The 21082-nt window shown below is 67.8% G+C and carries 20 protein-coding genes and 1 pseudogene; 10 read left to right on the top strand and 11 right to left on the bottom strand.

The features are described from left to right. Positions 1 to 101: 101 nt before the first annotated feature. The 4 genes and pseudogenes from AB8735_RS37475 to AB8735_RS37460 form a co-directional block, all read right to left on the bottom strand. Positions 102 to 2204 (bottom strand): 1-deoxy-D-xylulose-5-phosphate synthase, encoded by a 2103-nt coding sequence (locus tag AB8735_RS37475; protein WP_372412478.1) that lies wholly within the window; start codon positions 2202 to 2204, stop codon positions 102 to 104. Between the two features lie 17 nt (positions 2205 to 2221). Next, positions 2222 to 3175, bottom strand: a complete 954-nt coding sequence (gene ispH / locus AB8735_RS37470; RefSeq protein WP_372412286.1) for a 4-hydroxy-3-methylbut-2-enyl diphosphate reductase — start codon at positions 3173 to 3175, stop codon at positions 2222 to 2224. Between the two features lie 758 nt (positions 3176 to 3933). Further along, positions 3934 to 4248 (bottom strand): annotated as a pseudogene (locus tag AB8735_RS37465) (transposase); the annotation flags it as partial. A gap of 43 nt (positions 4249 to 4291) precedes the next feature. Then, the gene (locus tag AB8735_RS37460) at positions 4292 to 5854 is read right to left on the bottom strand and encodes an ISL3 family transposase (protein ID WP_372412285.1); all 1563 of its coding nucleotides are present in this window, start codon (positions 5852 to 5854) and stop codon (positions 4292 to 4294) included. 1563 nt (positions 5855 to 7417) lie between these two features. On the opposite strand from AB8735_RS37460, the gene AB8735_RS37455 reads away from it, so the two are divergent. Both AB8735_RS37455 and AB8735_RS37450 read left to right on the top strand, forming a co-directional pair. Next, the gene (locus AB8735_RS37455; RefSeq protein WP_372412284.1) at positions 7418 to 7576 is read left to right on the top strand and encodes a hypothetical protein; all 159 of its coding nucleotides are present in this window, start codon (positions 7418 to 7420) and stop codon (positions 7574 to 7576) included. A gap of 410 nt (positions 7577 to 7986) precedes the next feature. Then, positions 7987 to 8493, top strand: coding sequence for a helix-turn-helix domain-containing protein (locus tag AB8735_RS37450; RefSeq protein ID WP_372412283.1), 507 nt, complete (start codon positions 7987 to 7989; stop codon positions 8491 to 8493). Here AB8735_RS37450 and AB8735_RS37445 read toward each other — a convergent pair. The 4 genes from AB8735_RS37445 to AB8735_RS37430 form a co-directional block, all read right to left on the bottom strand. Continuing rightward, a complete protein-coding gene (locus AB8735_RS37445; protein WP_372412282.1) occupies positions 8415 to 8873 on the bottom strand; it encodes a lasso peptide biosynthesis B2 protein in 459 nt (152 codons plus the stop codon). The two genes, AB8735_RS37450 and AB8735_RS37445, sit on opposite strands and share 79 nt — an antisense overlap. Then, positions 8870 to 9133 carry a lasso peptide biosynthesis PqqD family chaperone gene (locus AB8735_RS37440; protein ID WP_372412281.1) on the bottom strand — a complete coding sequence of 88 codons (264 nt, stop codon included), beginning with the start codon at positions 9131 to 9133 and terminating at the stop codon, positions 8870 to 8872. The genes AB8735_RS37445 and AB8735_RS37440 overlap by 4 nt, the downstream gene beginning before the upstream one ends. Then, complete coding sequence (locus AB8735_RS37435) at positions 9130 to 10953, bottom strand: asparagine synthase-related protein (protein WP_372412280.1); 1824 nt, start codon at positions 10951 to 10953, stop codon at positions 9130 to 9132. Before AB8735_RS37435 ends, AB8735_RS37440 begins: the two co-directional genes overlap by 4 nt. Before the next feature lie 269 nt (positions 10954 to 11222). After that, positions 11223 to 11387, bottom strand: a complete 165-nt coding sequence (locus AB8735_RS37430; RefSeq protein ID WP_372412279.1) for a lasso RiPP family leader peptide-containing protein — start codon at positions 11385 to 11387, stop codon at positions 11223 to 11225. Between the two features lie 400 nt (positions 11388 to 11787). Between AB8735_RS37430 and AB8735_RS37425 the strand changes: the two genes are divergently transcribed. The 3 genes from AB8735_RS37425 (at position 11788) to AB8735_RS37415 (ending at position 12603) form a co-directional block, all read left to right on the top strand. After that, the gene (locus AB8735_RS37425) at positions 11788 to 12066 is read left to right on the top strand and encodes a tyrosine-type recombinase/integrase (protein WP_372412278.1); all 279 of its coding nucleotides are present in this window, start codon (positions 11788 to 11790) and stop codon (positions 12064 to 12066) included. 98 nt (positions 12067 to 12164) lie between these two features. Continuing rightward, complete coding sequence (locus tag AB8735_RS37420) at positions 12165 to 12410, top strand: hypothetical protein (protein ID WP_372412277.1); 246 nt, start codon at positions 12165 to 12167, stop codon at positions 12408 to 12410. Further along, positions 12400 to 12603 carry a DUF6262 family protein gene (locus AB8735_RS37415; protein WP_372412276.1) on the top strand — a complete coding sequence of 68 codons (204 nt, stop codon included), beginning with the start codon at positions 12400 to 12402 and terminating at the stop codon, positions 12601 to 12603. The genes AB8735_RS37420 and AB8735_RS37415 overlap by 11 nt, the downstream gene beginning before the upstream one ends. A 240-nt stretch (positions 12604 to 12843) precedes the next feature. Here AB8735_RS37415 and AB8735_RS37410 read toward each other — a convergent pair whose 3' ends face one another. Further along, complete coding sequence (locus AB8735_RS37410) at positions 12844 to 14181, bottom strand: IS630 family transposase (protein ID WP_372406756.1); 1338 nt, start codon at positions 14179 to 14181, stop codon at positions 12844 to 12846. A 96-nt stretch (positions 14182 to 14277) separates the two neighbouring features. Between AB8735_RS37410 and AB8735_RS37405 the strand changes: the two genes are divergently transcribed. From AB8735_RS37405 to AB8735_RS37395, 3 genes are all read left to right on the top strand, one after another. Beyond that, a complete protein-coding gene (locus tag AB8735_RS37405; RefSeq protein WP_372412275.1) occupies positions 14278 to 15429 on the top strand; it encodes an IS630 family transposase in 1152 nt (383 codons plus the stop codon). 1 nt (position 15430) lies between these two features. Then, positions 15431 to 16495 carry a UvrD-helicase domain-containing protein gene (locus AB8735_RS37400; protein WP_372412274.1) on the top strand — a complete coding sequence of 355 codons (1065 nt, stop codon included), beginning with the start codon at positions 15431 to 15433 and terminating at the stop codon, positions 16493 to 16495. A 91-nt stretch (positions 16496 to 16586) separates the two neighbouring features. Next, entirely contained in the window at positions 16587 to 17996 is a 1410-nt protein-coding gene (locus AB8735_RS37395; RefSeq protein WP_372412273.1) for an IS701 family transposase, read from the top strand. 29 nt (positions 17997 to 18025) lie between these two features. Here AB8735_RS37395 and AB8735_RS37390 read toward each other — a convergent pair whose 3' ends face one another. Then, positions 18026 to 18487: a transposase gene (locus tag AB8735_RS37390; RefSeq protein WP_372412272.1), complete on the bottom strand. Its 462-nt coding sequence runs from the start codon at positions 18485 to 18487 to the stop codon at positions 18026 to 18028. Positions 18488 to 18664: 177 nt separating this feature from the next. Between AB8735_RS37390 and AB8735_RS37385 the strand changes: the two genes are divergently transcribed. Next, on the top strand, positions 18665 to 18973 hold the full coding sequence (locus tag AB8735_RS37385) for a transposase (protein WP_372404934.1): 309 nt from the start codon (positions 18665 to 18667) through the stop codon (positions 18971 to 18973). Continuing rightward, the gene (locus tag AB8735_RS37380) at positions 18970 to 19890 is read left to right on the top strand and encodes an IS3 family transposase (RefSeq protein WP_372404936.1); all 921 of its coding nucleotides are present in this window, start codon (positions 18970 to 18972) and stop codon (positions 19888 to 19890) included. Before AB8735_RS37385 ends, AB8735_RS37380 begins: the two co-directional genes overlap by 4 nt. Here AB8735_RS37380 and AB8735_RS37375 read toward each other — a convergent pair whose 3' ends face one another. Next, the gene (locus AB8735_RS37375; protein WP_372412271.1) at positions 19891 to 20445 is read right to left on the bottom strand and encodes a winged helix-turn-helix domain-containing protein; all 555 of its coding nucleotides are present in this window, start codon (positions 20443 to 20445) and stop codon (positions 19891 to 19893) included. It abuts the gene before it with no gap. Positions 20446 to 21082: the final 637 nt, after the last annotated feature.

Genomic DNA, 21082 nt, shown 5'->3' with positions numbered 1-21082 from the left:
GGTTCCCGGTGCAGCGGCGGGGCCGGGGGCAGCGGTGTGGTGGGCCGGTGGCCGGGTGGGCCGGGTGGGGGTGCGGAGGAAGGCAGGCCAGGTGAACATCACTAACCGCCATGGTCGGGGCGGTCGGCGCGAGCGCGGAGGACGGAGTAGGTGATGCCCTGGGCGGTGAGGCCGGCGGCGGCAAGGATGTCGGTGCGGGTGCCGTGGGTAAGGAACCGCCCCGGCAGACCGAGGACGCGTACCGGGACGCGGGAGCCGGCGTCGGCTACTGCGCGGGCCACGGCGGTGCCCGCACCACCGGCGCGGGTGTTGTCCTCCACCGTCACCACCAGTCGGTGCCCGGCGGCGAGCTCGGTGAGCTCGGGCGGTACGGGGAGCACCCAGCGGGGGTCTGCCACGGTGACGCCGATGCCCTGTCCTTCCAGGTAGCGGGCGGCTTCCACCACGGCTCCGGCCAGCGGGCCGACTGCTACCAGGAGGACGTCCCGGGTGCGGGAGCGGTGTAGGACATCGACCGGGCCCTCACGGCTGAACGCCGGAAGGTCATCGGTGACGGCGGCCTTGGGGAACCGTAGTGCGGTCGGCCCGGTGGTGTGGGTGACGGCCTCGGCGAGGAGCTCGCGCAGGCGGGTGGCGTCCCGCGGCACCCCCACCCGCATCCCGGGCACCGCACCCAGGAGGGTCAGGTCCCACATCCCGTGATGCGACGGCCCATCCGGCCCCGTGACACCGGCCCGGTCCAGGACGAAGGTCACCGGCAGGCGGTGCAGGGCGACGTCCATCAGGACCTGGTCGAAGGCTCGGCCGAGGAAGGTGGCGTAGACGGCGACGACGGGGTGGAGCCCGCCCAGGGCGAGGCCGGCGGCGGAGGTGACGGCGTGCTGCTCGGCGATCCCGACATCGAAGAACCGGTGCGGAAACCGCTCCCCGAAGCGGGCCAGCCCGGTCGGGCCGGGCATCGCCGCCGTGATCGCCACGATCTCCTCATGCCGCTCCCCCAGCGCGCACAGCTCACCGGCGAAGACACTCGTCCACGACGGAGTCCTGCTCACGGTGCTGGGGCGGCCCGTGGCGGGGTCGAGGGTGCCGATGGCGTGCATGCAGTCCGCCATGTCCGCCTCAGCCGGGGTATAGCCGCGGCCCTTGGCCGTCACCGCGTGCACCACCACCGGACCGCCCAGCTCCCGCGCCATGGCCAGGGCCTCCTCCAGGGACGGCAGGTGATGGCCGTCGACGGGGCCGAGGTAGTCGAAGCCGAGGAGGTGGAAGAGGTTGCGGGCTGTCGGCAGCGGACCCGGCACCACGGCGTCTTCTCCGCCGTCCCCGATCCGGGAGGCACGGCCGGACCCCTCCTCGCCGGGCCGCGCGCTGTCAGGCCCGCCCTGGCCGTCGCGGCCGTCCACAGTGCCACGGTCCGCATCCGGCCCTGTGCCCGCTACGGCGCGGGGGTGGGTGGTCTGCTGGTGAGTAGGCTTCTCCGCCTTGAGCAGCCAGTCGATGCTGTCGGGTGCGGTGGCGCGCAGTTGTTGGAGGTGGTCGGCGAGGGCGCCGATGGTGGGGGCGTAGGAGCGGGTGTTGTCGTTCAGGACGATCACCACCGGCCGGCCGGGGGCGCCGCCGAGGTTGTTCAGGGCTTCCCAGCACATGCCGCCGGTGAGGGCCCCGTCGCCGATGACGGCGACCACTGCCCGGTCGCTTTCGCCGGTGAGGTGGCGGGCTTTGGCCAGGCCGTCGGCGTAGGACAGGACGGTCGAAGCATGGGAGTTCTCGATCACATCATGCGGTGACTCCGCCCGGGAAAGGTAACCGGAAGGGCCACCGGCCTGGCGCAACCGCTCGAAGCCCTCCGCACGGCCCGTGAGGAGCTTGTGGACGTACCCCTGGTGACCGATATCGAACAACACCGTGTCCCAGGGAGAGTCGAAGACCCGGTGCAGGGCGATGGAGAGTTCCACCACACCGAGGTTCGGCCCCAGGTGACCGCCCGTGGCACACACGGTGCCGATCAGGAACGCCCGGATCTCCCCCGCCAGAGCCGACAGGTCCTCGTGGGTGAGGCCTCGCAGATCCGCCGGTGAGGTGAGGGCGGACAGGAGCGGGAAACGTGCGGGAAGGATCCCCTCACCGGCGGGCGGGCCCGTACGCCCGGCGGGTGACGGCCTCCGTGATCCGGCAGGGGGCCTGGGTTGTTCCGTGCGGGGCATGCGGGTACGCCGGGTGCTCATCGCGTCCTCACCGCCGCCGGCAAGCCGAACGTCACGGTCTCTGTGACTGTGGTGTGCTCGGTCACAGAGACCGGGCCCAGACCGCCCAGCGCGGTGACCACGTCGTCGACCAGGGCCTGGGGGGTGGAGGCCCCGGCCGTCAGACCGACGGTGCCCGCGTCCCGGATCCAATCCGGACGGATGCCCCCGGCGTCGTCGATAAGATATGCGGGGGCACCGCTACGGGTGGCCAGCTCTACCAGGCGCACCGAGTTGGAGGAGTTCACCGAGCCGACCACCAGCACCACATCACTGCGGGCGGCGACCGCGGTCAGGGCGTGCTGACGGTTGGTCGTCGCGTAACAGATATCGTCCGAACCAGGGCCACGGATACCGGGGAAACGCTTCTCCAGAGCGGTGATCACCTGGCTCGTCTCGTCCAGGGCGAGGGTGGTCTGGGTCAGGTAGGACACCCGGCCGGAATCCGGTACCTCCAGGGCCGCCGCGTCCTCGGCATTCTCGACCAGGACCGTGGAGGCGGGAGCCTCGCCGAGGGTGTCCTCGACCTCCTCATGCCCCGCATGACCCACCAGCACCACGGTGTCACCACGGGCGGCGAACCGGCGCGCCTCTGCGTGCACCTTCGTCACCAGCGGGCACGTCGCATCCACCACCTCAAGGCCCCGCCGGGCGGCCTCCACACGCACCTGCGGGGAGACGCCGTGCGCGGAGAAGACCACCACCGACCCGTCCGGCACGTCATCCAGCTCCTCGACGAACACCGCACCACGGTCCTGAAGGTCACGGACGACGTGAAGGTTGTGGACGATCTGCTTGCGCACGAACACCCGCCGCCCCGTACCGGCGTAACGTTCTAGCAGCGTCTCGACCACCTCGTTCGCCCGCTCCACCCCCGCACACAACGACCGCGGCGACGCCAGCAGCACACGGCGCGGACGCGCTGCCCGCACCCACGCATCCAGCACTGTCTGTACCGGCCCGTCTGCCTTCAGCAGCCCAGCAGACGCCATCGCGCCCACCGCCAGCACCACAGCAGCGCCACCAGCAGCATTCCCGGGCGGGGCCGCCCGGTCAGACGCCGTCACCAGCCGGAAGTCACTGGCGGTTCCCGCCGGCAAGAGCCGTACCGGACCCGAGCGGGCCCGGAAGCCGTGACCGGCCAGCCCGCCCTCACCTGCCAGCAACGGCGCAGCAGGACATGGCACCACGGTTCCGTCGGGATGCCGGATCTCGGTGGCCACCCACACCTCCCCCGGGAACATAACGGGCTTAAAACCTGTAACAGGATCAAAGGAGGAGAGTGGCATGGCGGGCCTGGCTTTCACCACACTGCCATCGCAGGCAGCACAAGGAGCGGGGACGGCCACCAGGGGCTCCGGCGGCCAGCGGACCCCGCCACACGACGCCGGGAAGGTCCGTCGCCGGGTGCATGGCAGGGGCCTGGTGAGGTCACCCGTGCCGGGGAAACCGCACGGGTCACCACGGGACGCACCACCGGTACGGGAAACATGCAAGGACGGGAACGGGCCACCGCCCTCCACTTCATAGTTGAACCCCACATCAAGGGTGGGGAAGGCGCATACCGCCAGCGCTCAAAAGACCTACAAACACCGTCACCGCACCACCTCGCACCCGAACGCTCCGGTCGGTACACCGGTACCGACGGGGTCTGTAAAGGTTTTCGGTGTAACTGGGTTGGTCTTGTGGTTCAGATGCGGTTGCTGGTGAGACGGCCGTCGAAGGCGATGTCGAAGGCCTGCAGGGCTCGCTTCCAGCGGCTGGTCCAGCGTTTCCGGCCGGTCCCGGTCGGGTCCAGGCTCATCACCGCGAGGTAGACGCACTTCAGCGCGGCGGCCTCGGACGGGAAGTGCCCGCGAGCACGGACGGCCCGGCGGATGCGCGCGTTGACCGACTCGATCGCGTTGGTGGTGCAGACGATCCGCCGGATCTCGCTGTCGAACTGCAGGAATGGGACGAACTCGGCCCAGGCGTTCTCCCAGAGCCGCACGATCGCGGGGTATTTTGCGGCTCTGATCAACATTTCGGGATGACCCAGCGTGATCGACTCACGGCGTGAGCAGGATGCGGCGTCGGAGAAGATCGAAGTTGGCACGCCCATAGCCCTGGCGTTTGAGGTATTTGATCCGGTTCACGTGTCCTTCGACCATGCCGCTGGAGTAGGGCAGGGTGAGGCCGGCGGTGACGGCGTCGAGGTCCTTGCGGAGGTTGGTGGCGAAGCCGCGCAGGGGCGGCAGGTCACTGCCTTCGGCAGCCTTGATCCAGCGCGTCAGCAGGTGACCGTGGAGGTTCTTCATCATCTCGGCGAAGCCCTGTATGTGTCGGCGGAGATCGGCGAGTTCGGGGCAGTTCGTCACGACGCGCTTGAGGCGGAGCTGCTGGCTGGAGGTGAGGTTGTCGGGGTGGCGGGTGAGCCAGCCGGTGACTTGCCGGACGGTGGGCGCCTCGGACCGCTTGGGCGTCGGTGACTCCGCCCTGCGCAGGGGTTCGAGCCAGCGCCTCACGCTGCGGCTGCTGCCGCGGTAGCCGCGCTGCCGGATCTCGCGGAACAGGCGGCCGCTGTCGGTGCAGCCCTCACGCCAGCGCATGTTGAGGTACTCGGCCCAGGGCTGCGGCTTCGCGCGGCGTTGCGGCGGCGGGGACAGGAGCTCTTCGACAGCGGTCGCGTGAGCGTACTTGCGGACCGTCTTGCGGTCCATCCGCAGTGCCTCGGCGATCACCTGGATCGCGACGCCCTTGTCGTACATCTCGTGCACCGCCGCGAAATGACGCCGGGTGTTCGCCGCTCGCTTGCCCTCGACCAGGGGTGGCTCGCCGGGCGGCGGCTCCACAACCTCGTCCTGGTCCTCACCCTCAGGCGGGGTGAGGCAACTGCGGTGGGCGACGACGCACTTCTCGACCGTCTTGCACAGGTTCAGCCACAAATGAAAGCGGTCTGCGATCTGGACCGCTTCCGGTGCCGCGGTGCGGACGGCTTCGGCGTAGGCGCTGGCCCGGTCACGGCAGACGATCTCGGTGCCGGGGTGCTGATGGAGCCAGGCGGTGAAGGTCTCCGCGGTGCGGTCGGGGAGTACGTCGACGACGCGGCCGGTCTCGATGTCGGTCAGGACGGTGGCGTAGACGTGGCCGCGTTTGAGGGCGAAGTCGTCCACGCCCAGAACGCGGGGACTCTTCTCCGGCGGCTCGGCCGGCAGAGCTCGGATGCGGTGGAGCAGGGTGTTCGGGCTGACCGTGCAGTGCAGCATGCCAGCGAGTCGGGCACCGGCACGTCCGGCCAGGAGGCGACCGATCGCCACCAGCATCGTCTGCTGGAGCTGGCTTCGCCGGCCGTACCGGAAGGTCAGCCCCTCGACCTGCTCAGCGAAGGTCCGGCGTGCGCAGGACGGCACCTCACACCGGAACCGGCGAACCGTCAGGCATATCGTCACCGGCCGCCCGCCAGTCGGCGCGTCGGCAAGGCGACGACGGTAACGATCGTGGACGCGGTGCGAGTTGCCCCCGCAGTCCGGGCACCGGGCGGCGTCGGCAGCGACCGAGGCTGAGATCCGTACGCCCGCACCGACGACTTGGATTTCCTCTATCGCGACGGTCGCGAGGTGCGGCAGCAGCACATCGAGTATGTGATCACGTAACACACCTGCTCAACGATCTGACGTGCGGTCACGCTGGGTCATCCCGAAATGTTGATCAGAGCCGCCTGACATGGCCGCCCTCACCCTTCGCTCCACCCCCGTTACAGGGGCTTCATCACTACTACGGGCCGGTCCGCCAGCAGGTCCCGCGTCGGTACTCGACCCCTTGCGGTGTCTGCCGCTTGGGGCATTCCCTCTCGCCCACCACCACGCAGCGGGCCGTGTCGGGTCCTGCCTTCTCCTGTTCCATGCGGAAGCCGCAGACCGGACTCACGTCGCCTACATGCCGGACACCACCTGGCCAGTAAGCGGGCACCCGCCAGGCTCATCCCGGAATTCTGTTCACACCCCGGTTTTGATGCCACCTGTTTTCGTTTCGACACGTCAGCAGCGATTCATTTGCGTTCGTCTTCCCGGTCCCCACCTGACGCCTCTCACGGCGCCTTTTCCTCATCGCTCACCACGACGGTCATTAACCAACGCAGCATGAGGCGGTTTGAAGCCTCCCCCCACAGGGCGGCTCCGAAGGGCCAAAACCTTCATCTTCCACACAGCATCACTTCCAGAAGTTTCCCTACATCAACTCCCTTTCATGTTCAGGACACAAGAACTGGCGAAACACCTGAACCCCGAACCAGACACGATTCCCAGGGCGAAACGCTCAGTAATCAACGATCCGGCGAAACGAAGGGAACCCGAACAACAAGCCTCATAGCGCAACAAACATCTCATTTGACTTGACAACTACCGACACCGGCTGCCGCATCGCATCCCGAACCCCAGGATGGCTCGTGCCGGCTGGGGAGCTGACACGAGCCATCCTGTTTTCTTACCAGGTGATCAGAACGTAGCCAGGGCCGCCCGGTTGGCCGTCCTGTCCGTCGACCCCGCCCGTGCCGCTGTCGTCAGCAATACCGTTACCCCCTCTGCCGCCAGTACCGCCTGTGCCACCTGCACCACCTTGGCCAATTCCGAGCGGGCGGCTCACTGTTCCAGTTGCCGGTGCGCCGCCTGCGCCCCCTGAACCACCAATGCCGCCTGCTCCACCCAGCGCGTCGCCGCCGCGGTTGAAGGCTTGGTGCCCTGCGGTCCCACTCCCTGACGAGGAGCCGGGACTTCCATCCGCTCCGGACGAACCCGAGAGGAACTCTCCTTTGGAGCAGCCGAGTGCGGGAAGAGCGTTGGATTGGGGATGACTGTGGCCTGGGTCTCCTCCCTCTACGGAGGATCCTGAGTTGCCTCCGTAGTCCCACCCTCCTTGGCCTGGCTCGCCGCCGTACGCCCATCCGCTGCCTCCGGGGGCGACGAAAGCCAACAGCGCGCCTGTGCCTAGATTTCCGTCGGGATCATGGAAGCCCGACAAGCCGGAATTGACCGTTGTGAATTCGCTGCCGGTCTTTCCTCCTGGTGTACCGTCACCTCCCTTGGAACCGAAGATGTTCCCGCCCAATCCCCCGCTGCCCCCCTGTCCACCCCTGATGCCTGGCCCACCACGACCAACCAAGATGTCATATTTATGACCCGGAGTGACAGAGACCGTGCATGAGACGAACGATCCGCCTGCTCCGCCGCCGCCACCGCTGCCGCCGGAGCCGCCGCCACCACCGCCGCTTTCCCGTCCGCCGCCGCCGCCAGCACCGCCGCCGCCACCACCACCCGCGCCACCCGCGCCAGCGGACCAAGCAGACATGGTCACGATAGCTACGCCTGGCGGTGCGATGAAGGAATGTTTCCCCGGCACGAGGTAGGCGGCCTGTCCCTGCCGACTGGCCCCATGGGCCGAGGGCGGGCACACCCCCAATAGGGATGCTGTGGCCAGTGCGACCGCTACGCATCCGGTGGCCTTAGTTCGACTCTGCCTGCATTTCACAATCAGAACTCCATGGGTAAAGGGAAAAGAGGCCCCGGTGACTCCCTTGCTTCTTGAGCAGTCAAGGGTCGGGGGCTGGTGATTTACAGCATAGGACGCATGCGCATGGCAGCCAGAGGGACGCGTCCCAGTCAAATGGGTGAATAATCCGCAGAGAACGGGTGGATGATTGCAAAGTCTAATGATCGCGTGAATGTTCTATTGATTCGAAACGGTTCGGGTTCTGGGTCGTTTGAGGGGTGTGGGCGATCTGGTGGGGGACGCGCGGCATCTGTCGCCTTCGGCGCAGGAGGCCCTGCGACTGCGGGCGGTGGGCGCGTTGGTGGTGGGCCGGGACCGCGAGGACGTGGCGGCGGCGTTCGGGGTGTCGCTGAAGGCGGTCGACACGTGGTGGGCGAAGTGGCAGGCCGGCGGCCAGGAGGCGCTGGCCATGCAGCCTCGCGGCAAGCGGGTCGGGGTGCACCAGGTGCTCAGCGGGGCTGAGCACCTGGTGCACGGCAGGCAGTCCTCGATCACCGGCCCTGCGGGCAACTCGCTGAAGCCCGAGAACCGGCGGCGAGTTCCTGACGCCCCGTACGGCCCGGTCGTCACCGCCGACGCAACGTCCCCCCTCTCCCCGACTGGTCGGCGAGCCGCTGCATCACCAGTACCGGATCTCAACCCCATCGATCACCCAGTACCAGTTGACGGCCCGGGGCAGCGTCGGTCCACTCGGAGGGGATGGGCAATGGTGATGATCGGGTGGTAAAGGGCGGTGGAAGGGGGTTCGCCGATGGGTTGTCCATCGACCTCTATCCAGGCGTGCGCGCGGAAGGGTTCGCCGCGTACCCCGCTGCGCCACGTTGGCCACACACCACGGGTGCGGCACAGCAGGACGGTGGCCAGAGATCGTTGCAGGCAGTGTTCCCCCGCGCAGCGTGCACTGACGGCGATGATGTCCTGGCGGGCTGCTAGTGCCTGGTCGATGGTGGCGGGGGCGGCGCCGAGGCGTGCGAGTTGCAGGATACGGCGGATGTTGCGGGGGGAGAGACGTGCGAGTGCTCTGGCAAGGGTGGCGGTGGTAAGGGGTGCGATGCGGTGGTGCAGGGCGAGCGCGGGCCGGTCCTCGGGAGAGAAGGGTACGCTCACGTCTGCGTCACCAGCCGTGCGGTGCACAGTGATTCCAGAAGTGCCGTGACATCATGTTCGGCCCGCTGTGCAGAGATTTCCGGGTAGCGCTGGATGAGAATCAATACGGCCCGCTCGGGGGTGGCCCCGCCCAGCAGGGCACGCAGTGTCAGTGTTGCGGTGGTGTTGAGACACCAGTACCGGCCTCGGCGTTCGTCGAGCAGGATCATGTCTGTGCCTGTGCCGGTGGTGAGGATGCCGGGGCTGAGCACGAGACTCATCGGAATCCTCCTGTAGTCGCATCGGGTGGTGCTGTGGGCGGCTTCGGCGGTGAGCGTAGCCATGCTTCGCATCCCAGGGTCGGCAGGAGTTGGGTGTGCAGCTGATGGTCGGGGTAACCGCGGAGTGCGGCGCGGAGACGGTCGGGGCGGATCAGGCCTGCGTCGGCCAGCGCGGGGGCGTCGAACAATGCGAGCAGTTCACCGCGGTGGCGGCGGAAGTCGATGTAGAAGTCGGCGCTGTACTCGCCCTTGGTGGTGCGGGCCAGGATCGCTTCCGGGACGGCGCCGCGCATCGCTGCTACAAGAAGAGGCTTGTAGCAGGCAAGTGCCATGCGCTCCTCGAGCCGGACCGACAGCGCTGCCTCGATGACCGCGTCGTCGTGGAAGGGCGTGGCATAGCCGATACCCAAGTGCTCAGTGGTCGCCTGGTCGATCTGCCGGACGGCGTCGGCGCCGGCCCTCAGGCACTGCAGTGCCATGTGCAGGGACCGGTATGGTGACAGAGGGACGGGGGCACGGTCGGCAGCCTCTCGCAGCATCGCCGCCACCGTTGCCACTGCCTGCGGGGTAGCCCAGGGCGGCATGCCTGTGCCGAAGCCCCAGCCCATGGCGGGCGCATGCGGTAGGGAGGGCGTTGCGGTGAGGCGGGAAGCCCCACGAGCCAGTTCGTCGGCCAAACTGGTGTGGTCGCCCAGGGCGTACAGCACCGGTCGCAATGGGTACCTCCGCAAAGCATGACCTTGCCGTAGTAGGGACAGTGCGGTCAGCGGACGAGACCGCACCAGGTCATGCAGGAACGAAGGCATGGGGGTGAACAGTTCGTCGCCGCCTCCACCGAACAGGTGCAGTCGCGATCCTCGCCCCGCCATTCTCCCGAGCACATGGAGGATCCGGGCCCAGTCGCGCACCCAAGGACCGGGCTCTTCTGTGATGAAAGGCAGGTCGGATAGGCCGGAGAACCAGGCTGGTATCTCTCCGGGGCCGGCGGTCACGTGCTCGGCATCCGGCAGTTCCTCCGCGGCGCGGCGTGCCCAGACGGTGTCGTCGTTGGCCGGGTCCGCCCCGTGCCATCCGAAGGTCACCAACCGGGCGGGCCCTTGAACGGCGAGGGAGCACAGGCTGGCGGAGTCCAGTCCTCCGGAGAGATCGGCGCTCATAATGCCGCCGCCCGCTGAACACGTGCCGACGGCCTCGCTCAAGGCATCTCGCAGTGAGGCAGCGCCTTCCTCGAAAGCCGCTGAGGGCTCCGGGGCAGTCCACCAGCGCACGGTGCGAGCACGTCCGTCGGGCTCGAGAACCAGGCAGTCATCAGGCCGAATGCCGGATACACCTTTCCATATGCACCGTTCCTCTAGCGGATGGGCGATACCCGGCACCGCCATGCGCAGAGCCAAAACTTCCTCGTCCACGCCCGCCCCGATCACCGCGGCGAGAAGGTCCGCCCGGCTGCTGGCCACCGTCACGCCCGCCACACGGGCATGAAAGACTCGCCGCGTCCCGGAAGCGCTGCCTCGTACATGCACCCGGCCGCCCGCCGACCCCACGACGTGGAAACAGCCCGCGACACCGGCAGCGAGCCCGTCCGTTCCGGAGATCCCCTGTGCCTGCTTCTTCAGACGAGCCGACAACACCTCCCCGTCGACCCTGTGGCGACCGATGACAGCAAGACGCGCCGTACCCACCTGCCCCACAGCCAGCAGCTCATCGGGCCAGACACCCAACATCCACGGTCGCCCTGAGGCATGTTCAACAACTTGCGACACATAAGGCCGCAGCATCTGCACAGCCCCAGCACCGGCCTCACTGTCCGGCAGGACCACGACCCACATGCCATCCCCCAGGGGCCAAACCTGCTTGGGATTACAGGAAACGGTGCGGTAGCGGCAATTACCGCTACCGCACTGGATTCAAGCCAGCGGACACCGGAACGCGCCTGATCAGAAAGGCGCACCCGCCAGGTTGGGGTCGCAAAGGACGGTCAATTCCTCAATCCTCCCGACCCCGCGCCGACAGGCTCATGAACCATGATCCCAGCCATTGGCAATCCGACTCAACATCCCAGGCCCCGGAGAGGCATACGCTTACTGACTCAGAAGAAATCCCGATTGAACGGCGGGTGGGCAGCTTCGCTGGAGGGTCCGATGATCGACCCGCGGGTCAACTCGGCGTATTCACCGACCTCCACCAGCACGGGAACCTCGTACACCTCCCCTACTGACACGGGAACCTCGTACACCTCACTCGAAGTTTCCATAGCGAATCACCCTTCACGTCGCAACGGAACACCAGAAGCATTCGCTATTGTCGTTCCGGCCGAATCGGGTCGTCTAGAGTCGGTCAAATCGCAAATTTTTCCGATTGTGCAGGGGAATGTCTATCCGTAGCCGCGTACAGACGAACTTCTTCCCGACCCTGACCCCCGGGTCGGGTGATTCCACCTCGATCTGGTTCAAAGACTCAGATACGCTGCGGACCTCGATGCCCGGCTGCGGCTGCCGACCCTGCACGACCGGCACGAACCCACCGACACCACAAGATGAAGCGCGAGGCTCTCGTTCCGATCGACGAGGAACTCGAGCAGGACATCCGCGACCAGCAGCACCGGCTCCTGCAGGGGTCCCGGTGCTCCTCCCGAGGTTCACGGCACCGAGCCCATGCACGGCGGCACCTACCGTCGGGTCCTGACTCCCTGGCTGGAACGCTGCGACGCCCGTGACGAGCACGGCCACCCGGTGCACCTGACGCCGCACCAATGGCGGCACACCCTGGGCACCTGGCTGACCAACCGCGACGTCCCGCAGGAAGTCGTACGTAAAATCCTCGATCACGATTCGCACGAGATGACGGCCCACTACGCGCGTCTGCACGACACCACGGTCCGCCGCCACTGGGAGAAGGCCCGCAAGGTCAACATCAGCGGCGAGAGAAAGTAGCGCTCAATCCGGACGGCCCGCTCGCCGAGGCTGCCTGGGCCAAACAACGCGTCGGCCGGGCCACCCAGGCACTCCCCAACGGCTACTGCAGCCTGCCCGTGGTCAAGACCGGCCCCCACACGAACGCCTGCCTGACCTGCCCGATGTTCATCACCACCGCCAAGTCCCTACCCCACCACCGTCAACAGCGCCAGAAGATCCTCCAGATCATTTCCGCCGCCGAGGCCCGCGGACAGCAACGGCTCGTCGAGATGAACCAGCAGGTCCTGGGCAACCTCGACCACATCATCACTGGACTCGACCAGGACGACGACACCAGCACGGAGGCGGCCGATGCGGGCTGACAACAGCGCCCACCTCGCGCTCTCGGCCCGGCAGCGTCACGAGCTGACGCGGGCCAAGACCATCAAGACTCTGCGTGAACTCGACACTGCGGGAACCCCGGTGACCTTCGAGGCCGTCGCCCGAACCGCGCAAGTCTCGCGCTCCTGGCTCTACACCCAGCCGGACATCCGGGCCGAAATCGAACGACTCTGATCCCTCGACCGCCGACCACTGCCACCAGCCGCACCCACACACCAGAGAGGCACCGATCATGCCGTCCACCTGCGGGGATGTCTCAAGGCCGCCAGCGGGGCGCCACAGAAGGCCATTGACACAGCGTTTCACGTCGGACTGCCTCGCGAAGCCAATAGGCATAAGCACGTGCTGCGATCCCGGCTGCGGCGCTGACGCCAGTCGCTAATGTGATGCGCCAGAAATCAGAGGCGTAAGTGGCTAGGGAGTCTTGGTGTCGGGCGGGGCGATCTTCGCGAGGTAGTCCGCGAGCGAGTTGAGGATCTCGTCGGCGGTCTTGGTCCAGGTGAAGGGCCGTGGGTTCTCGTTCCACGTCTCGATCCATGCCCTGATGTCGTCTTCCAGGGCCTTCACAGAGCGGTGGACACCGCGGCGGATGAGTTTGTCGGTCAGCAGGCCGAACCACCGCTCCACTTGGTTGAGCCAGGAGGAACCGGTGGGGGTGAAGTGCACGTGGAAGCGGGGATGCCGGCCCAGCCACGTCCTGATCTCGGGGGTGTTGTGGGTGGCGTAGTTGTCGCATACCAGGTGCACATCGAGTTCGCGCGGCACTGCCTTGTCGATCGTGACCAGGAACTTCTTGAACTCGATGGCCCGGTGACGGCGGTGGAGTTCCGATATGACGGTGCCGTCGGCGATGTTGAAGGCGGCGAACAGGCTGGTGATGCCGTGCCGGAAGTAGTCGTGGGTACGCCGCTCGGGCATCCCCGGCATCATCGGCAGGACCGGCTGGGAACGGTCCAGAGCCTGGATCTGGCTCTTCTCGTCCACGCACAGCACTACCGCCTTCTCGGGCGGGTGGTGGTACAGGCCGACGACGTCGACGACCTTGGCGACGAACTGCGGGTCGGTGGAGAGCTTGAAGGTGTCCTGCAAGTGTGGCTTGAGATCGAACCGCTTCCAGATCCGCCCGACCGTCGACTTCGACAGGCCCGAGTGCTTCGCCATGGAGGCCCGCGACCAGTGCGTGTCCCGGCCGGGCGTGGACTCCAGCGTCGCCACGAGGACGTCCTCGACCTGGTCCAGCAGGATCGACGGCGGACGGCCCACGCGCGGCTCGTCCGCCAGTCCGTCCAGACGGCGGGCGATGAAGCGGGACCGCCAGCGGTTCACCGTCGCATGGGCAATGCCCAGCTCGGCGGCGACCTGCTTGTTCGTCCCGCCTTCCGCGCACCGCAGCACGATCTTCGCGCGCAGAGCGAGGTACTGCGCGGTCTTCGCCCGCCTCGCCCAGCGCGTCAGCTGGACATGCTCCTCGTCGGTCAGGACCAGTCCCGCCTTGCGCCGGCCCGGCCGCGGCGCGTCCGTCAGAGCATCCATCCGCCGCTCAGCGAACCGTGTTCGCCACTTGCGGACCGTGTCCGCCGTCACGCCGAGCTTCGCCGCCACACGCACGGTCGGCAGCCCCTCGGCGCAGGCCAGGACAATCCGCGCCCGTTCCGCCAGACGCGCCCCTGCCGCCCCGTCGGCCCACCGCGTCAGCTCCGTGAACTCCTCAGCGGACAACACAATTTCAACAGCACGAGGCCCTGGTGACATGAGAAAACCCTAGCCACTTACGCCTCTGATTTCTGGCGCATCACACTAATGTGATGCGCCAGAAATCCTGAGGGTGTTAATTACTACCCTGTTGCCATGTCGCATCCGGGTCCTTCCGCTGTGGAGATCACGCTGTCCGAGGACGAGCGTGTCGAGTTACTGCGGCGGGCGGGGGTGCCGGATCGGCGGCCCGCCGAGCGGGCCCGGATCATCCTGGCGTGTGCGGACGGGATGTCGAATGCAGGCGCCGCGCGGGCGGTTGGTGTGGCGCTCAAGACGGTACGGAAGTGGCGCGGGGCCTTCGCCGCGGAGCGGACGGCCGGGCTTGAGGACACCGGCCCGATCGGCCGGCCGAAGGCCGACCTGGTCCTGAGCGAGGATGAGCGTGACCAGCTCATCCGGTGGGCGAGGCGGGCGAAGACCGCCCAATACCTGGCGTTGCGGGCCAGGATCGTGCTGCGCTGCGCGGAGGGCGGCACGAACCGGCAGGCCGCGTTCGACCTCGGCGTCGACGAGTCGACGGTGGAACGCTGGCGGGCCCGGTTCATCGTCAAACGCCTCGACGGCCTGTCCGATGAGAGCCGGGTGGGCCGGCCGCCCTCGATCCTGCTCGACCAGGTCGAGGACGTCATCGTGGCGACTCTGGAGTCCAGCCCTGGCAAGGACACCCACTGGTCGCGGGCTTCGATGGCGGAGCACTCGGGGCTGTCCAAGTCTACGATCGGGCGGATCTGGAAGCGGTTCGACCTCAAGCCGCACCTTCAGGATTCCTTCAAGCTCTCCACCGATCCGCAGTTCGTCGCCAAGGTTGTCGACGTCGTCGGGCTGTACCACCACCCGCCCGAGAAGGCGGTGGTGCTGTGCGTCGACGAGAAGTCCCAGATCCAGGCACTGGACCGGTCGCAACTGGTGCTGCCGATAATGCCGGGCATGCCCGAGCGGCGTACCCACGACTACTACCGGCACGGCATCACCAGCCTGTTCGCCGCCTTCAACATCGCCGACGGCACGGTCATATCGGCACTGCACCGCCGTCACCGGGCGGTCGAGTTCAAGAAGTTCCTGATCCGGATCGACAAGGCGGTGCCGGCCGACCTCGAAGTCCATCTGGTCTGTGACAACTACGCCACCCACAACACCGCCGAGATCAAGGCGTGGCTGGGCAAGCATCCTCGATTCCATGTCCACTTCACCCCGACCGGCTCCTCATGGATGAACCAAGACGAAGGAACAGCAGGCTGCCCGTGAGATGTTCGCCTCCGGCCGGGATCTGGCGTTGGTCGCCGGAGCGGGGACGGGTAAGACGTCCACGCTGATCCTGATGGGCGCTGCGACCCGCAAACGGGGCCTTTACGTGGCGTTCAACCGTGCGATCGCCGACGACGCCCGCGCACGCTTCGGGCCGAACGTCGAGTGCCGTACCGCGCACTCCCTGGCCTTCCGCGCGGTCGGCCACCACTACCGTGAGCGTCTGGACGCCTCGGCGAGGATCCCCGCCAAGCACACCGCCCGCATGCTCGGCATCACCCGTGACCTTGACGTCAACTCCCGCCAGATCAAGGTCACTCACGCCGCGCGTCTGGTGATGGGCATGGTCCGCAAGTTCTGCTACACCACCGACCGGCAGGTCATGGCCTGCCACATGGAGCCAGTCAACGGACTCGACGGCCCTGGCCAGGACTATCTCGCCCACACTCTGCTGCCCTACGCGCATCGTGCGTGGGAGGACATCTGCTCGCCCGCCGGCCGGCTGCGGTTCGAGCACGACCACTACATGAAGCTGTGGGCGATGACCTCCCCGCGGCTCGGCGCGGACTTCGTCCTGCTGGACGAGGCCCAGGACACCAATCCGGTGCTGGAGGAGGTCTTCCTCGCCCAGGACGCGCAGCGGGTGTGTGTCGGGGACCCGGCCCAGCAGATCTACGGCTGGCGCAACGCACGCGATGTGATGACCGGCTTCCCCGCCGAGCAACTACGCCTGACCCAGTCCTTCCGCTTCGGCCCGGCCATCGCCGAGGTGGCCAACCGGTGGCTGGGGCACGCCGAGTCGGAGATGCAGCTGACCGGCCACGGCCCCGGCTCCCGGGTTGGCGAGGTGGCGCAGCCCGAGGCGGTACTGTGCCGGGGCAACGTGGACGCGATGAGCGAAGTCCTGTCCTACCTGGAGCTCGGCATCCCGGTGGCACTGACCGGCGGGGGCAGCGCGCTGCAGCGCATCGCCAGGGCCGCACTCGAGCTCAAAGCCGGGCAGCGCACCAGCCACCCGGAGCTGTTCTTGTTCTCCTCCTGGGGCGAGGTGCAGGAGTACCTGTAGTTCGTTGAACTCGTCGGTACGCGGGGATTGACGGCTGGTCATGTCGGCCGTACAGCGGTGGTGCGGGGATCTGTCGAGCTTGGGGGCGAGGATGACCGCGCGACGTTCGTGTCCGCCCGCGCCGGGACCGCTGGAGGAGTACGCGGCCCGGTTCGATGACCTCTTTGTCAGCCTCGCGCAACGGCGGGGATTTCGTGAGTACCTGACCGAGCTGCTGGCGCCTCGGGACCGGAACAAGACGATCACCTGTCTCGCCGGAGCGGAGCCTGTGACCGGGGCTGGTTCGCCGGCGGTGCAGCGGCTGCAGTTCTTCCTGTCGGAGTCCGCTTGGGATGCCGGGAAAATCAACAGTCGGCGGCTTGAGCTGCTGCACGAGCAGCCGGAGACCGCCCCGCACGACGGCGGAGTCATCGTCATCGACGACTCCGGGGACCGCAAGGACGGCACGGCCACCGCGCACGTGGGACGGCAGTGGCTGGGCCGGTGGGGCAAGACTGACAACTGCGTGGTCACGGTCACGACGGTATGGACCGACGGGCGGGTGTACTACCCTCTGCACGCAGTGCCGTACACCCCGGCCCACCACTTCCCGCGCGGACGGAACGACCCCGCCTTCCGCACCAAACCGCAGCTGTCCGCCGCCCTCGCGACCGAGGGCAAGAAGGCCGGCTTTCCCTGCCGGGCGGTGGTGGCCGACTGCGCCTACTCCGTCAGCGACGACTGGTACTTCGCACTGCGCGAGGCCCATTTGCCCTACGTGGTGGCACTCAAGCCGCACCGCGGCACCTGGGCACCCGCCGACCAGCCGCACACACCGGTCGACGCCGCCCACACCCTGACCTGGCGGGACGCCGAACACCCCGGCGACTGGACTTCCGTTGTGCGCCGCTTCCGCGACGGGCACACCGAGACCTGGTGGGCCGCCGACGCCCGCCTCGGCGGCTACGGCCCCGACTCACCCTGCCGGCTCGTCGCCGCGACCACCGATCCGGCCACCCTGCCGCCGAAGGCCACCTGGTACCTGTCCACCAACCTGCCCCATCCCGACGCGCCCCACGCCGCTGCCAGTACGCACCCGCCTGCCGATCTCGCCGAGATCGTCCGCCTCTACGGCCTGCGGCCGTGGATCGAGCAGAGCTACAAGCAGATCAAGGACGAGCTCGGCTGGGCAGACTTCCAAGTCCGCTCCGACCGCGCCATCCGCCACCACCAGACACTGGTCAACTGCGCTTTCTCCTTCTGCTGGGACCAGTGGTTCGCCCCACCCGGACCCATGGACGCCACCGCGCCAGACCCGTGCCCCGACGACCGGCCAGAGAGGGGGACCACCCACACCCCACCAGCCCCAACCTCCCTGCTGGCCCAGGGCCTTGCGCGCCATACGTTCCTGGCTCACCCCTGCCATTACCCTCAACCGCTGGTGGCGAGCCTGGACCGACAAGGACCCACCCGCCGAACTCCAGGCCCTGATAGACGCGGTCACCACCGGACACAGCATTGATCTCTACCGCCGGGTTTAACGAACTACCGCTACTGAGGTTTTCGGCGTGAGGTCGGGGTGTGTCCGGTGATCGCGAGGCCGGTCTCGGTGAGACAGCCGTCGATCAGGTCAGGGCGGTACTGCAACTGTCGAAGACTGCGGCGGAGAGTTCGGGTGAGGTCGTCGGGGTCGGTGAAGGCCGCGTTGGCCAGGGGCCCGCGCCGCAGCAGCGACCAGATGCCTTCCACCGGGTTGAGATCCGGTGCGTAGGCGGGCAGCTGGAGGACGGTGAGCCAGTCGTGCTCGGCAATGAACTGGCGCATGCCGGAGGCGAGATGGGTGTTCAAATTGTCCCAGACCAGGAGCATCGGGCCGCCGAGCTGGGCATGGGCCCGCTGGACGAGGTTCCGGTAGTCCTGCCAGGCGAAGCTCTTGCGTTCGTGCTTCCGCCGTTCATACGGGCGGGGCTGCCAGATGAGCCGGGCGCGTTCGCCGACCCTGTAGCAGCACATCGCCGCAACCGACTACCGTCGCCAGGACCGGCCCCGCACCCGCACCAGCGGGGTGCGGCCGCGTCGGCCCCAGGTGCGGGCCCTCGGTGGCGTCGAGAAACCGGCCTCTGAGCTTCCCCCGAGATGCGGAGTCAGTTGACAGAGGGTCAGATGGGACTCATGAGAGGACCTTCGACCATGGCTGCCCCGAGAAGATATCCGCTGGAGTTGCGTGAGCGTGCGGTGCGGATGTACCGCACCTCCGACCCGAGGCCGCAGATCAAGAAACTGGCCGTCGACCTCGGCGTGCATCCGGAGGCCCTGCGCGGCTGGATCCGCCAGGCCGAGGCCGATGCCGGCGAGCGCGACGACCGGCTCACCACCGACGAGCGGGCCGAGCTCACGGCCCTGCGCAAGGAGAACGCCCAGCTCAAGCGGGCCAACGACGTGCTGCGGACGGCCTCGGCGTTTTTCGCGGCGCAACTCGACCCGACCCGGCCCAGGTGACGGCGCTCGTTGACGAGCATCCCCGCCTGGGGGTCGAGTGCGTACTCCGGGAGCTCCACATCCCTTCCGCCACTTACTACCGCTGGCGCCGCGCGGAGAAGGAGCCGTGCGAACGGCGCCGCCGGGACGTCGAGCTGACCGAGCAGATCCGCACGATCCACGCCGACTCCGGCGGGATCTACGGCTCGCCGCGGGTGCACGCCGTCCTCAAACGGGAGGGCGTCCGCGTGGGCCGCAAGCGGGTCGAACGGCTGATGCGCGAGGACGGTCTTGCGGGCGTGAGCCCACGCCGCAAGAGCGGCTTCACGCGCCGGGACCCGAAGGCCACCTTGGCCCCGGACCTGGTCAACCGGGACTTCACCGCACCCGCGCCGAACCGGCTGTGGGTCACCGACCTCACAATGGTTCCGACCGGCGAGGGGCCGCTGTGGCTCTCGGCGATCCGCGACGCGTTCTCCCGCCGGGTGGTCGCCTGGGAGACCTCCGCCCGCGCCGATGCGGACCTGGTGCTGACCACCCTCGAGTACGCCCTCTCGTCCCGCGAGGTCGAGCCGGGCAAGCTCATTCACCACGCCGATCACGGCTGTCAATACACGTCCATCAAGCTCACGACCCGGTTGGTGCGGGCGGGAATTGAGGCGTCCATGGGGTCCGTGGGGGACTCGTACGATAACGCCCTCGCGGAAAATCTGTGGATGCTGATCAAGACCGAGGGCCTGCGCGGCCGCACCTTCGCCACACGTGCCGAGGCGAACCTCGCGCTCTTCGAGTACATCGACGGTTTCTATAACCCCCGCCGCATCCAAGAACGGCTCGGCTACCTCAGCCCGATCGAGTTCGAGGAGAAGCACTACACCGACCAGGCGACGGCCGAACCAGCGAACCTGAACACCCATCAACCCGTCCCGACCTGCTGATCAGCAACTCTCACGCAGCGGGGGAACCTCACTCGTCCTCAAAGACGACCCAGGCCCCGAGCGCCGCCGCGATGCTTCCACCTCGGGCCATACCCCCTTCTTCCACAGCATCACCGAGTCCTCGTCGCGTTCCAGGGCCCGACGGGTGGGCGCCTGCCAGGACCAGCCATGGCGCGTGAGCAGCCGCCACACCCCGGCGACGGAGACGGTGAGGTGGAAGCGGCGGCCGATCACGGTCTTGACCCTGGCCAGGGTCCACCGCTGGTCCTTCCAGCCGTGCGCGGCAGGGCCCCTGGCCAACTCGCCTTCCAGCACGGCGAACTGGGCATCGGTCACCTTCGGCCGTCCCGGTGAGCCGCGCGAGGTCAGAGCCTCGGCACCGCCTTCGCGCCAGACCCGGCGCCAGCGTTCCACCGACCGCTCGGTGACCCGCAGGTCCTTCGCCACCAGAGCAGTCTTCTCGCCACGGGCGAACCGCTCCGCGGCCTGCAGACGGATGCCTTCCCGGACCTGCCGCCGCTCCGCGGTCAGGCCGCCTCCCTGTGCGTACCGCATACCGACGACGTACCGCAGGGATCAACTGCCGTCACCCCCGACCTCACACCGAAAAACTCAGTAACCCGACCAGCACCAACCCCCAACCGTCAGGACTTTGAATCAGCCCTGCGACGCGTCCGGCGACGCCACTCACCTTCAACGAGTTGGGGTGTTTCCGGGCAGGGCGCGTTACCGGTCAGGGGAAGCACCGATGCACCACCCGGGCCCGGGAACCGTCCCGTTGTGCACAACCCCGCGCGCTTCCCGCCCGCCACAGGGTGAGTCTGCGCATGCCCCTTTACCCGCTCCCGAAAGACACTGCTCACGCCTGGGCCCGTGCCTGCGTGCTCTGCATTGATGAGGAGCACGCTTGACCGGCTTTGGCATCGGCGGGTCTCTCCTCGGCCTGGCCCGGAAGGTGCCCGGCGACAGTTCGGCCGCCTGGCCACACCGCGGGCACGGGCGGCCGCGTCGGCTGCTTCAGCCTACCTATGGGCACAACACTGCTGAGATGGGTTTTTGGAGGGCCCGGAGAGGGCGGCAACCAGCATGATCTCGAACGATGGTGTGGTTTTGCGCCTGCAAGCCCTGGTCGAGGTCGTCGGGACCGACGGGGGCATGATCAGTCCTGCGGTGTACGACACCGCCCGTTCCG

It is taken from the genome of Streptomyces luteireticuli (assembly GCF_041519305.1).
In the GTDB taxonomy this organism is placed as follows: Bacteria; Actinomycetota; Actinomycetes; order Streptomycetales; family Streptomycetaceae; genus Streptomyces; species Streptomyces luteireticuli.
The sequence above is the reverse complement of the archived record's forward strand: the minus strand, read 5'-3'. Positions and strand labels throughout refer to the sequence as shown.